Origin of the sequence: Legionella nautarum (genome assembly GCF_001467895.1) — a bacterium.
GTDB lineage: Bacteria > Pseudomonadota > Gammaproteobacteria > Legionellales > Legionellaceae > Tatlockia > Tatlockia nautarum.
The window spans coordinates 254170-266845 of sequence record NZ_LNYO01000024.1 but is presented as its reverse complement, the minus strand read 5'-3'; the positions used below and the strand labels follow the sequence as shown (position 1 = coordinate 266845).

The following is a 12676-nucleotide window of genomic DNA, read 5'->3' as shown; positions in this document are numbered from 1 at the left end:
ATCGAATAAATTGGACAAGGTAAGATAAGACAACTAAACTTATATTGTGCGTTGCAGCATAAGGAGAGTGCCATGCAAAATAAAATGAAAGATAGTTATCAACGATTCCAAATGCCTATGCAGGAATTGATTCAGTTAAATATTAAGGCTGTGCAAAGTTTGACCTATATTAAGCCTCATGAATGGGCACGGTTACGACAGCCACAAGATTTTTTTGAAAAGCAAGTTAATGTTTTTATCGAAAATGGTCATAAAGCGCTTGATTATTTAGAAGAGGCTACAGAAATTTTAGAAAAAAATTGGTTCTCTGCTGCAGCAGAATTTCGAGAAAATGCTGAGCGGAACATGCGGGAAGCTAAATCAGCCATGAGCAAGAAATCAAAAACGACTAAGAGAAAAGCGAACTGATTCTTAGATCTTATTTAAGGAAACTAATATGAACATTGAACATAATAAATCCAAACCAAATCGACATCGTTCTCATCGAGACGAAATTACTGAGCAAGCTGATCATGTCTATCAAGAGGCTAAAAAATTAGGTGGTCAAATTTATGATGAAGGCAGAAATCAATTTGATCATTTACATGGAAATATAAAAGAGCATTCCGATAAAGTTGTGCAAAAGGTTCATGAAAGCCCTCTATCAGCTTTAGCGGTTGCTGCGGGAATTGGTTTTATCTTAGGCCGTCTATTGCGAAAATAACGTGAGTACTCATCTAACCTCGCAAAAAAATCGAGAGAGCTTAAGTTGAATTAGTTTCGACTTAATCTGACACACCACATGAAAAAGTGAGAGTTTCCGGTTTTGATAGAAGTGCGAACTTTAAATCAAAACAAAAGGAAAACTCTCATGTTAGATAATAACGTTAAAATCATTAAACACAAAGTTGGCCTGATTAACTTGGCAGAGGAATTGGGTAACGTCTCAAAAGCCTGTAAGGTAATGGGCTTGTCACGCGATACTTTTTATCGCTATAAATCAGCTGTAGAGGCCGGCGGTGTTGAAGCTCTATTCGATAGAACAAGAAGAAAACCAAATCATAAGAATCGTGTTGAAGAAGCGATTGAATTGGTGGTTAAGGATTATGCGGTAGAATATCCTGCTCATGGCCAATTAAGAACCATCAATGAATTGCGTAAAAAAGGTATTTTCGTTTCTCCCAGTGGTGTTCGAAGTGTTTGGTTGCGTCATCAATTAGCCAGTTTTAAAGACCGAAGACTAAGGCAAATTCACCGCAGACAAATGGTATTTGTGAACGATTCCACAAAACGATTTTACAGGAATTTTATCAAGTAACGTTCCGAAAGAAGATCTATGATGGGATTGACGAATTACAAAAAGATCTGGACGAATGGATTTATTCTTATAATAATGAACGCACTTATCAAGGCAAAATGTGCTGTGGACGAACTCCTATGCAAACATTGATTGATGGCAAACAAATCTGGAAGGAAAAATTTATAGACTAAATTTGACCTGACAGACACTTCTGAAAAACCGGCAACTGTCAGATCAAGTTTGAACTACTACAGATAATCTATCCTAATAATTAAAATAGCCATTTTTTAAATCGGTTTCAAAATCATTAGGCCAGTCACTACGGTATAACTCATATTGTTTTTTTATAGAATTCTTTTCTATGGTTATCCATACTTGGGCACCGACAATTTGGTTTGGGTCGTAACTTGAGCCATTCTTTATCGTTATTTTAAATTCATTATCAGAATACCCGTTCCTAAACAAAATGTTTCTAAAGTCTTCTTTTATTACATCCTCTTCACCATACATTATTTATTCCTTAAACTGTCACTTAAAATCATTATAGACTTTAATAGATAAATTTAGCGTAATAGGTAATCCCCCCATTTTTAACCGAAGTTAAAAATGGGGGGATTACCGTTATAAATTCCGGTAATTGGTCGTTTGAATTACAAAGAATTTTGTCCAAAATGAATTTGTTGTATCCACGTTATTCCCTATTAGAAAATGTTTTGCTACAATTAAAATCTATTAGATAAACTTATTTAAGTTAAAAAAAATATCTTTTTCCTATTTGGAGATCTAATGCAGTTAGATACGGTAACCCTACAATGCTTTTTGGCTGTCGCGGAAACCCAAAGTTTCACAAAGGCCGCGTCTCGTGTTGGCCGTACTCAATCGGCAATTAGCCAGCAAATTGCTAAACTTGAAAATTTAGTGGAAAAACAGCTAATTACACGAGGAAAAGAGCTGTCATTAACCCAAGATGGCGAGATTTTTTTAGGTTATGCCAAACGCATTTATGAACTCCATCGTGAATCGCTTGACCGCTTTAAAATGCCGGAACTGCAGGGCGAAATTTGCTTCGGCCTACCAGAAGACTTTGCATCAATGATGCTTTCGGATGTATTAGTCGAATTTTCAAGGCTTCACCCCAGGGTCATTCTCAATGTGGAGTGCGATTTAACACTCAATTTGATTGAACGGTTCCATCAGAACGAATTTGAATTGATATTGGTAAAAACCAATCAAAAAAACCAGTTAACTCAAGGAGTCAATGTATGGAATGAACCTGTTGAGTGGGTGGGAAAAAAAGAGCTTTTACCCGTTCTCAACGAAAACGTAGTCATTCCTCTAGTTCTTTCACCAATCCCTTGCGTTTATCGAGGGAATGTAATTGAGTCACTTAATAAACACCATTTAAAATGGCGCCTGGCATTCAGTAGCCCCAGTTATGCAGGCAAAATGGCAGCAGTTCGCGCGGGACTAGGCATTACAGCCATTCAACGCAGTATGATTCCTGATTACCTTGATAAACTAAACGATTGTTTTTTACCTTCTTTAAAAGATATTCATGTATCTTTGCTGAAAAGAGGGGAAGAAAATAAAGCAATTGACTCGCTAGAGTTTTTTATTATGGATAAATTAAAACATAAATAAATGACCTCAGAACGACAAAAATTTTAATAAGGATAAAATGAGTAACGCAATAGTTTGGTTCAGACTGGATTTAAGATTAGCTGACAACCCAGCTCTTTTTGAGGCATGCTCAAAACACAAAAAAGTGACTCCAGTCTTCATATTAGATGGAAAAAATAGTGTCCTCGGCGAGGCACAAGCTTGGTGGCTTCATCACAGCCTTGTGGCTTTAAAGGACTCGCTCGCCAATAAGCTAGGATTAAAATTAATTTTTCGCAAGGGAAATCCTCTCGACCATATTTTAAACTTAGTTAATAGTTTTTCGATAGACGCCGTTTATTGGAATCGCTGCTACGAACCAAGCAGTATTGACCGGGATAAAAAAATCAAAACAACACTGCAAAAAAGCGGTATTGATGCCTTAAGTTTTAATGCAAATTTATTAAATGAACCTTGGACTATAAGCAATAAAACTGGCGATTTTTTTAAAGTATTTACCCCTTATTGGAAAACTTGCCGGCAGGCTCTTGTTTCACAACCAGTCAAGGATCCCCCCCATCATGCTACTTCGATTGATGCAAGCAGTGATGAACTAGATGAATGGAACCTCCTTTCACCTCTCAATTGGGCCTCTCAATTTCCTGCCTTTTGGACGCCTGGTGAGGCCGGCGCCCAACAACGATTGAATGATTTTATCACTCATCATCTTCACTGTTATAAAAATAATCGCGACTTTCCCGCAAAACAAGCAACTTCTCACCTATCACCTCATTTACACTTTGGTGAAATCAGTCCTTGGGCTATTTTGAGAGCCGTTGAATACGCCAAACTCGATCCACATTGTGATTGGGCAGGAGCCGAACACTTTTTATCAGAACTCGGATGGCGTGAATTTTCATACTATCTTCTCTATCATTTCCCAAATCTACCTTGCAAGAATTTTAAAGCCGAATTTGATCATTTTCCTTGGAATAACGATGAATCACTACTAACAAAATGGCAAAAAGGGATGACCGGATATCCTCTAGTGGATGCCGGTATGAGAGAGCTATGGGCAACCGGTTACATGCATAATCGCGTGCGAATGATTGCAGCATCTTTTCTCACTAAAGGCTTATTTATTGATTGGCGATTGGGCGCTGATTGGTTTTTAGATACTTTAGTTGATGCTGATTTAGCGAACAATAGTGCCAGTTGGCAATGGGTAGCAGGTAGTGGCGCCGATGCGGCACCCTACTTTCGCATTTTTAATCCCGTACTGCAAAGCCAAAAATTTGATCCCGAAGGAGTCTATATACGCCGCTGGATTCCTGAACTTGCTTCCTTAAATAACGAGGAAATTCATGCACCTTGGGAATCCAAGAATGCAGCATCAATTTACAACAGCATCAACTATCCTGAGCCCATTATTAATCACAGCCAAGCACGCTCGCAAGCCCTGCAGTTTTACAGTCAATTAAAGACAAGGAATAGCCCATGAGTCCTTATTTTTTCATTTTTGGCTTTGGTTACACCGCTCAAGCTCTCGCACCCAAACTGATTCAGCAAGGCTTTAAGGTGGTGGGAACTTCTCGCACTCCCAATCAGCAAGAACGAAATAATTCAGACATCAAACTGATTGATTTTGACTGCCCCAGCATTGAGAACCACCTAGCCTTAGCGACACATCTGTTAATTTCTATTCCTCCAACCCCTACCCTGAGTGATATCGTATTAATTAAATACAGTGAATTAATTAAACAGCAAGCTCCTAACCTTAGATGGCTTGGCTATCTTTCATCAACAGGGGTTTATGGAAACCATGAAGGCAATTGGGTCACAGAGGATAGCGAATGCATTCCCCATACACCAACCGGAATTGCTCGCTTAAAAGCAGAGCATGCTTGGTTTTCATTTGCCCAACAACATCAATTGCCACTGCATGTCTTTAGACTATCAGGTATTTATGGACCGCGGAGAAACGTAATTGAACGCTTGATGCAAGGTAAAAATCAAACTGTTTTTAAAGAAAATCAGGTATTTTGTCGAGTCCACCTGGATGACATTGTTACTACTCTTCTTGCTTCAATTCAATTACCTAAACCTTTATCAATTTATAATGTTTCTGACGATGAACCTGCGCCTGCGCATGTGGTTGACCGCTACGCAACCAACCTCCTTCATCGAGAGCCTCTCCCTTTGATTCCTTTTTTAGAAGCCCGTTTATCTCCCATGGAACAAGAGTTTTATACCAATAACCGTCGAGTTTCTAATTTAAAAATCAAAAAAGAGTTAGGGGTTGTTTTAAAATACCCCTCTTACAGAGAAGGATTAACCCAAATTTGGAGAAATGATTTTGCCCCCCAATAAACTAATGAAATTAATATTCTGGGTTGTGCTTTTTGAAAGCATAGGCTTTTTACTGAGTTTAATAACTCAGGCGAATATTTATCCTTGGTACCAGCATCTTAATAAATCGTCCCTCACTCCGCCTGGATTTATTTTTTCAATTGTTTGGACCTTATTGTATGCACTTCTTGCAGTCATTGCTTGGATTTTATCAGACCATAGTAAAGCGTCTTCTAAAAAAGTTACTGTGCTTTTCGCATTACAGATGCTGATGAATTGGATTTGGACACCCCTGTTTTTTGGGCTGCACTGGTTAATGCTAAGTTCAGTCTGGCTTATTAGCTTAACCTGCTTAAATGTAATCTTAATCATCGAGGCTAAAAAAACACACCAAACAATCGTTTGGTTATTAATTCCTTATCTACTTTGGTTGATGTTTGCCTCCTATCTCAATGTGGTTATTGCTTTAATGAATTAAAGGAAGCAAACCTACTAATTGCAGAAGCTTTTGGGTTGATTGCTAAGTAAATATCTTAATGATTTGGAAGCATAAATTTAAATACCAAAAAAAGGATGTCTAAAGTAGCAAGAAGAATAATTGCTGTAAAAGTTAAGATCATTCCACGCACTCTAAATTTGAAATGCTTCTTATTAAAAATAAATGCATAAGCATGAAAAAGTCTTCCTAATATAAGAATACAAGCCAGAATACTCAGAATTATCAAATTCACTTGATTTGCTTCCGCGCAAAGCATCAATATTAGAGATAGTGGAACATACTCAGCAAAATTTGCTTGCGCTCTTATTATCCTTTCTAAGTGCTCATTTCCCCCTGAACCCATTGAGACTCTGTATTGATGCCGAAGCTTTATAATTTTCATAGAAATAATTATATAGAGGAATGATAACAAAGAAGCTGTAAGCATAGTAATTGGATACATTTTTTCCCTTTTATTCAAACTAATTTTTTTCTATCATGAATGCACTATTTTTTATCTCTGAATACAACTTATAATTTATTGAGTATATTTGTATTGAGAGGACATAATCCATTTTGAAAACGGATACAATATTTCTTATATCTGTCCATTGAGCAACTAAATAGTGCTCTACTCTACAAGTAAATCTGGAACGCTTATTTACCTGTAAATCTCTCGGAAAACATGGCCTTTACAAGATGTCTCTATTAAAATAAATTAACAACAAAACGGTTAAAAAGGAATTATTTTTGAAAAAAAGGATCGCTGTGATTGGCTCGGGGATATCTGGTTTAATGAGTTCTTATATTTTAAGCGAAGACCATGATGTTTCATTATTTGAAGCAAACAATTATCTTGGCGGCCATACACATACTATCTCTGTGGAAACGGCAGAGTCAGTCTACTCGATCGATACAGGCTTTATCGTTTTTAACAAAAGAACATACCCCAACTTTTGCAAATTGCTCGAAAAGTTAAATGTACCAATCCAATCCAGTGAAATGAGTTTTAGTTATCGTTCTGATAAGCGGGGACTCGAATACAATGGACATAATTTAAATACACTTTTTTCAGATCGCCGAAACCTGATTAAATTAGACTTTTATCACTTAATCAAAGACATTCTTTTATTTAATTATCATGCAAAAAAATTTTTAGCCCGAAATAACGGTCTTGAAATAACCATGACCGACTTCATCAGAGTAAACAAGTACTCGGAACAATTTAGAGACTGTTATCTTGTTCCAATGATGGCTGCAATTTGGTCTAAAAATAAAGAGGATACTCTAAACTGCTCGGCTTCCTTTATATTACAATTTTATAATAATCATGGACTTCTTGATTTGTTCAACCGACCTACGTGGAAAGTGATTAAGCAAGGTTCGAAAATTTATGTCAACCCGATGCTTAAAAAGCTCAAAGATCAAATCTACTTAAATTCCAAAGTAGAAAGAATAAAACGAGAACATAATAAAATTAAGATAGTAGTTAATTCTCAAGAGCAGGTTTTTGATGCTGTCGTATGCGCAACTCACAGCGATCAAGCATTAACTATGCTCGAAAAACCTACTCCTCAAGAAATCCAGATTTTGTCGGCAATAAAATATACTGAGAATGAGGTGATACTTCATAGGGATAGAAATATAATGCCAAAAAATAAAAAAGCTTGGGCAAGTTGGAATTACCTTGATATTCAAAGTACAGCACCGACAATTACTTACTATATGAATCGATTGCAGTCAATTCATTCTAACCAGGATTTTTTTGTATCGGTTAATCTTGTAAATGAAATTGCTGAAAATCAAATCATCCAATCATTTAAATATGCGCATCCCTGTTTGAATGTATCTGCTTTAAAAGCTCAAAAGCAAATTAATTTAATTAATGGGATGAATAATACTTACTATGCTGGGAGTTATTGGGGTTATGGATTTCATGAAGATGGCGTCAATAGTGCGATAAATACCTGTAAGCTGTTGAGAACCTAGATGATGAACCATCTCATTTTTACCGGTCATGTACGACACCGCCGCTTTTTTCCAAAACGGCATCAGTTTTCATATGGATTATTTATGTTTTGCTTTGATCTGGCCGCCATAAATACCACTTTTAGAGACATAAAGCACGTTTCCCTAGAGAAGTTTAATTGGTTTTCATTTAGACAAAAAAATTATCTTTGTGAGTCCTCTGTTCCTCTTGATGAATATGCCCGCCAATTGGTTATGAATCGGTACAGTACTTACCCAAAGGGCAAAATCTATTTATTAACCCAACTTAGTTGTCTAGGGTATTGCTTTAACCCGATCAGTCTTTATTTTATCTTCGATGAAGCGAATCAAACTTTAGAGTATTTAATTTTGGAAGTCACCAATACCCCCTGGGGGGAACGGCATAATTATGTTCTTAAGCATTCGGCTAAACATAAAAATGAAATCTATACTTATCAGTTTCAAAAAGAACTGCATGTATCCCCCTTCATGTCCATGAATTATACTTATCAACTGAATTTAAAAGTAAATTCACAAAAAATATTGGTTCATATGGAAAATTATTGTGAGGGAAAAAAAGATTTTGATGCAACATTAACTTTAAGAGCTCAAGAACAGTCATCAATGAAATCAATCTTCCGACACTACCCTCTGATAACTTATAAAATGGCAACGGCGATTTATTGGCAAGCATTAAAATTATGGATTAAAGGGATTCCATTTCATGCTCATCCAAACTAAAACAAAGGGATATAGAATGGATCAAAATAATTATTTATCCAGTCTGGGTGTAAAGTTCTACAAAAAAATTTTTTTCAATTTATTAAATAGCATTTCTCATGGAACTATCAAAGTTTATGATCATGGGAGCAGCTATGTATTTGGTCATGAACAAGAAAAAAATGATTTAATAGTTACCATCACTATAAACAATCCCGGCACTTATAGAGCAATCGTGCTAGGAGGCTCAGTTGGTGCTGGAAAAAGCTACATTGATGGAGATTGGGATACTGACAATCTCCAAAATTTAATCACGATTTTTATTAAAAATGACTCAATCTTCGAGAATATTGAAAGTCCCATAGCTCGCTTTTTTAGTTTAATAAGAACAATAAGTTATAAATTAAAAATTAACTCGATTCGTCGCGCTAAAAAAAATATTTTAGCCCATTACGATTTAGGAAATGATTTCTTTAAATTAATCCTTGACCCTTTAATGATGTATTCATGTGCTCTTTATAAGCCCTCGGACATCAGTTTAGAGGAGGCTTCAAAAAAAAAATTACATGCTATTTGTAGCGCCTTGCAACTAAAATCCAGTGATCATCTCTTGGAAATAGGCGCAGGTTGGGGTGCATTAGCATGTTATGCAGCGCAAGAATATGGGTGTAGGGTCACCACCACGACCATTTCAGAAAAACAATACCTCTATGTTCAAGAAAAAATCAATCAATTAGGCTTAAACCATCAGATTAACTTATTAAAAGATGATTACAGAAAGCTTTCCGGACAATATGACAAAGTAGTTTCTATCGAGATGATTGAGGCTGTTGGACACAGGTATTTGGATACTTTTTTCCGCCAATGCCATCAACTACTTAAACCTGAAGGTTTATTTTTCTTACAGGCGATTGTAATTAATGATCAAGCCTATGAAGCGGCAAAAGATGAGGTCGATTTTATCAAGAAATATATTTTCCCTGGTGGCTGCTTGCCCTCTGTGCTTTCCATAAATAAATCCATTGCGAAACAAACAACACTGAAATTGTTGTCATTTGAAGACATAGGCCAACATTATGTTTTTACTTTGAATGATTGGCACAAAAAATTAATAGTAAACAAACAGGAAGTTCTTGCACTAGGATTTACTGAGTCTTTTATCCGAACCTGGGAATTCTATTTTTGTTATTGTGCTGCAGGTTTTCAGACCTATTATATCAGCAATATCCATGCCTTATGGCAAAAGAGACGATGAATACCTTACATTATATAACTCATGCGATTGCTTACTATGTAGCCTGGTTTGCATGCATCACACTAGCTGCCCGCGGCCATGCATGGATAAGCTCTCTTATCGTCATAGCCTGTGTTCTGTTGCAATTATACTGGCAATATCATACAGGAAGAACCCTACGAGGGCTGGGGCTTTTATTAGCGATTATCGTCTCTATCAGTACTCTAATCGATAGTGCCCTTGTTTATAAGGGAATCGTTATTTATTCAGCAAACCCTTTTTCACCCTATTTTACTTCTCCTTGGATGATAACAATATGGGTCAGTTTTACGGTTGTTTTATATGCGACATTAAATAGCCTATTTGATCGCCTGCTTTTGCTTGGATTTTTGTCCTGTGCGGGCTTTGCCGTTGCATTTCGCATTGGAGGAAGCCTGGGTGCTGCTTTTTTTCCTCATGGCAGCAATATCACCTCCCTTTTTATCGGGATAATTTGGTCTATCACATTGCCATTTTGTGTGTATTGTTATCAAAAGATAAAGGATAATAACTAATGTACTCCATCAGCGTAGTAGTAATTTATCTTTGTTTACAAATGAGTATTATGTGGGGATTATATCGTATTCTAAAAAACCCTTCCGTTGTTGATGTTTCCTGGTCCTTGGGCTTAATGGTTTCAGGCTTGATTTATTTAAGTTTAGCCCCCTTTAATTTTCGTACTCTGATTATTAGTTTTCTTCTCATTCTGTGGGCTTTACGCCTTGCATTCTATCTCGGTTACACACGAATCAGAAAAGGACATGTTGACAAGCGTTATGTCGAACTCAGTACCAATTGGAAAATAAATCCCTCCCTTGGTTTTTTTATTAACTTTCAACTTCAAGGACTTTTAATCCTAATTATTTCAAGTGTATTTTTTCTGATTGGCAAATCAGGAAGAACTCATATTAGCTTGCTAGATTGCCTAGCATTTTGCATTATTGTAGCTGCAATCACCGGAGAGACATTGGCTGATTTGCAGCTACAACGCTTTAAGAAGCAACACCGAAAAGAGGTATGTAACGTAGGCTTATGGCGCTATTCACGCCATCCGAATTATTTTTTTGATTGGCTATGTTGGATGGGATTCGCATTATTGGCGGTGCAATCCAAAATGGGGGGCTTAGGTTTCCTTTCACCGTTGATGCTTTATATTATTTTTAACCACATGACAGGCCCACTGACAGAGAAAGGATCAGTGCAATCAAGAGGAAAAAAATACATCCAATATCAAAAGGAAACTTCGATGTTTTTCCCCTTGCCTAAGAAAAAAATCGATTCTGAATAAAAACTGCAAATAAACTACTCAGTCCACATAAGACCATCCCCCAAATAAAATCAATTAGGGTTATCCTCAAAGGCCAGCTTGCAAAAAGTGAATAATTAGTAAAATCATAAATCCCATAAGTCACAAGACCGAGCACTACCCCTCCGCCTAAAGCCAGCATGTAATTGCCATTTGCATTGGGAAGGACAAAATAAAGAATACCTAATGTGATACATACATAAACTACTGCTGCAGCCCACCAAATAGGAGCCATGCCCTCCCCTGATTTCCGTAGCAACGTACCAATGTTATGTGCATAAATATTTTTGGCAATAAGACCTAACCAAATCATATCCAATACAAAGACAAAAATTATCGTTAAGAAAAAAAGGCCCGCAAGTTTCATGATAGTTCTCCATAAATATCAACAACTAATTTTCGGTTAAGGCCTACCCTAATAAAGGCTGAAAAAAAAGAATTCGACTAATGACTACTATCTTTAGTTTGTTTAGCCTTTGAATAAAGAGGGATATAATCAAAAGGTTGGGGCCAGCTCGAGGAACCACATTCATCGTAGGTATTATCAACACAGAGATAAAATTCATTTGCCCCGTATTCAGCTGCTCTAGAAATAGCTTCGTCAACGGTATGGAAATGACATAGTTCTTTTCCTTTATGAATAAATTCATCGGAGTCTTTGGCTATGATTTCAACTATGTATTCATAAAGTTCAATTCGCGAGTAAATTAAAGCGATTGATTTAGAACTACTCTTAACTTTATTGATTAAATTTTCTCGATTTGGGTTTGTCATGATTTTCTAATCCTTATGAAACTACATTGGTATAATTATAGTTGCAATTTTGCAATAAATTCATAACAGATCATTAGCCATCATTTGACCATTCATTTGAGACCATAGACTACTTATTTGCTTATTAACACTTGAAGTCAAGAACACTCTCATTCATATTAGACTTTCACTCTATTAAGGTGCACAAATATGGCTCGGTATTTAATTATTGCGGCAAGTAGTGCAATTGGTCAGTCAGTGGTTGAACTTCTAAAAGCCCAAGGAAATGAAGTTCTGACTACAGCGCAAAGCAAAGACAAAATAACCCCGGATTATATCCTAGATGCAGCTGATTTTAGCGCTGTCGATAAGGTTTTTGAGCAGGCCGGCTCCCTTGACGGAGTCGTTAATTGCGCAGGTTCTCTATTTCTTAAAAGTGCCCATATGACAAGTTTTGAAGAATTTCAAAAGACGATCAATGCTTCTTTGACCACGTCGTTTGCGATTGTTCGTGCTGCAGGAAAGAGAATGAGTCATGGAGGTTCCGTGGTTCTTATTGCCTCCGCAGCAGCCTTAACAGGATTGGCTAATCACGAGGCGATTGCTGCTGCTAAAGCAGGGGTTATTGGTTTAGCACAAGCGGCAGCGGCGACTTATGCCTCTTCTAATTTACGTATCAACGTAGTAGCACCGGGAATGGTTAAAACGCCTTTGACTGATTCCTTACTTAAAAATCAATTGGTTGCTAAAGCATCTACTGCTCTCCATGCTTTGGGGCGAATTGGTGAGCCATCGGATATAGCACGGGCTATCTTATTTTTTCTTAATCCTGAGAACAATTGGATAACAGGACAAGTGCTTTCAGTGGATGGTGGCTTAAGCTCTGTTCGCCCTAAGCTTAAAGTATAATTTATTTTCTTTTTGGACGTG

16 protein-coding genes and 1 pseudogene are annotated in these 12676 nt (G+C 36.9%); 13 read left to right on the top strand and 4 right to left on the bottom strand.

The annotated features are described in order from the left end of the window. The first annotated feature begins 72 nt into the window (after positions 1–72). The 3 genes and pseudogenes from Lnau_RS12995 (at position 73) to Lnau_RS12985 (ending at position 1537) form a co-directional block, all read left to right on the top strand. Positions 73–408, top strand: coding sequence for a hypothetical protein (locus tag Lnau_RS12995; protein WP_058505575.1), 336 nt, complete (start codon positions 73–75; stop codon positions 406–408). A 28-nt stretch (positions 409–436) separates the two neighbouring features. Then, the gene (locus Lnau_RS12990) at positions 437–703 is read left to right on the top strand and encodes a glycine zipper domain-containing protein (protein WP_058505574.1); all 267 of its coding nucleotides are present in this window, start codon (positions 437–439) and stop codon (positions 701–703) included. A 147-nt stretch (positions 704–850) separates the two neighbouring features. Further along, a pseudogene (locus Lnau_RS12985) lies at positions 851–1537 on the top strand (helix-turn-helix domain-containing protein). Positions 1538–1543: 6 nt separating this feature from the next. On the opposite strand, the gene Lnau_RS12980 reads toward Lnau_RS12985, so the two are convergent. Then, on the bottom strand, positions 1544–1789 hold the full coding sequence (locus tag Lnau_RS12980) for a hypothetical protein (RefSeq protein ID WP_058505573.1): 246 nt from the start codon (positions 1787–1789) through the stop codon (positions 1544–1546). A 276-nt stretch (positions 1790–2065) separates the two neighbouring features. Here Lnau_RS12980 and Lnau_RS12975 point away from each other — a divergent pair, with 276 nt between their 5' ends. Genes Lnau_RS12975 through Lnau_RS12960 form a run of 4 tightly spaced genes read left to right on the top strand, consistent with a single transcriptional unit; the run spans position 2066 to position 5705 of the window. Next, positions 2066–2920: a LysR family transcriptional regulator gene (locus tag Lnau_RS12975; protein ID WP_058505572.1), complete on the top strand. Its 855-nt coding sequence runs from the start codon at positions 2066–2068 to the stop codon at positions 2918–2920. Positions 2921–2957: 37 nt separating this feature from the next. After that, a complete protein-coding gene (locus Lnau_RS12970; RefSeq protein WP_058505571.1) occupies positions 2958–4379 on the top strand; it encodes a cryptochrome/photolyase family protein in 1422 nt (473 codons plus the stop codon). After that, positions 4376–5248: an SDR family oxidoreductase gene (locus Lnau_RS12965; RefSeq protein ID WP_058505570.1), complete on the top strand. Its 873-nt coding sequence runs from the start codon at positions 4376–4378 to the stop codon at positions 5246–5248. The genes Lnau_RS12970 and Lnau_RS12965 overlap by 4 nt, the downstream gene beginning before the upstream one ends. After that, positions 5235–5705 (top strand): TspO/MBR family protein, encoded by a 471-nt coding sequence (locus Lnau_RS12960; RefSeq protein ID WP_238585979.1) that lies wholly within the window; start codon positions 5235–5237, stop codon positions 5703–5705. The genes Lnau_RS12965 and Lnau_RS12960 overlap by 14 nt, the downstream gene beginning before the upstream one ends. Positions 5706–5760: 55 nt before the next feature. On the opposite strand, the gene Lnau_RS12955 is transcribed toward Lnau_RS12960, so the two are convergent. Beyond that, entirely contained in the window at positions 5761–6168 is a 408-nt protein-coding gene (locus Lnau_RS12955) for an MAPEG family protein (RefSeq protein WP_058505568.1), read from the bottom strand. Positions 6169–6455: 287 nt separating this feature from the next. Between Lnau_RS12955 and Lnau_RS12950 the strand changes: the two genes are divergently transcribed. From Lnau_RS12950 to Lnau_RS12930, 5 genes are read left to right on the top strand one after another with little or no spacing between them, the layout of a single operon-like run. After that, complete coding sequence (locus Lnau_RS12950; RefSeq protein WP_058505567.1) at positions 6456–7694, top strand: NAD(P)/FAD-dependent oxidoreductase; 1239 nt, start codon at positions 6456–6458, stop codon at positions 7692–7694. Continuing rightward, positions 7695–8435 carry a DUF1365 domain-containing protein gene (locus tag Lnau_RS12945; protein WP_058505566.1) on the top strand — a complete coding sequence of 247 codons (741 nt, stop codon included), beginning with the start codon at positions 7695–7697 and terminating at the stop codon, positions 8433–8435. Positions 8436–8451: 16 nt separating this feature from the next. Continuing rightward, positions 8452–9669 (top strand): SAM-dependent methyltransferase, encoded by a 1218-nt coding sequence (locus Lnau_RS12940; RefSeq protein ID WP_058506009.1) that lies wholly within the window; start codon positions 8452–8454, stop codon positions 9667–9669. Continuing rightward, a complete protein-coding gene (locus tag Lnau_RS12935) occupies positions 9666–10202 on the top strand; it encodes a DUF2878 family protein (RefSeq protein ID WP_058505565.1) in 537 nt (178 codons plus the stop codon). The genes Lnau_RS12940 and Lnau_RS12935 overlap by 4 nt, the downstream gene beginning before the upstream one ends. Further along, positions 10202–10975 (top strand): DUF1295 domain-containing protein, encoded by a 774-nt coding sequence (locus Lnau_RS12930; RefSeq protein WP_058505564.1) that lies wholly within the window; start codon positions 10202–10204, stop codon positions 10973–10975. Before Lnau_RS12935 ends, Lnau_RS12930 begins: the two co-directional genes overlap by 1 nt. Here Lnau_RS12930 and Lnau_RS12925 read toward each other — a convergent pair. After that, complete coding sequence (locus tag Lnau_RS12925) at positions 10950–11360, bottom strand: DUF2177 family protein (RefSeq protein WP_058505563.1); 411 nt, start codon at positions 11358–11360, stop codon at positions 10950–10952. The genes Lnau_RS12930 and Lnau_RS12925 overlap by 26 nt on opposite strands. Before the next feature lie 77 nt (positions 11361–11437). Next, positions 11438–11767 carry a hypothetical protein gene (locus Lnau_RS12920; RefSeq protein WP_058505562.1) on the bottom strand — a complete coding sequence of 110 codons (330 nt, stop codon included), beginning with the start codon at positions 11765–11767 and terminating at the stop codon, positions 11438–11440. A 189-nt stretch (positions 11768–11956) separates the two neighbouring features. On the opposite strand from Lnau_RS12920, the gene Lnau_RS12915 reads away from it, so the two are divergent. Then, positions 11957–12655: an SDR family NAD(P)-dependent oxidoreductase gene (locus Lnau_RS12915; RefSeq protein WP_058505561.1), complete on the top strand. Its 699-nt coding sequence runs from the start codon at positions 11957–11959 to the stop codon at positions 12653–12655. The last annotated feature ends 21 nt before the right edge of the window (positions 12656–12676 follow it).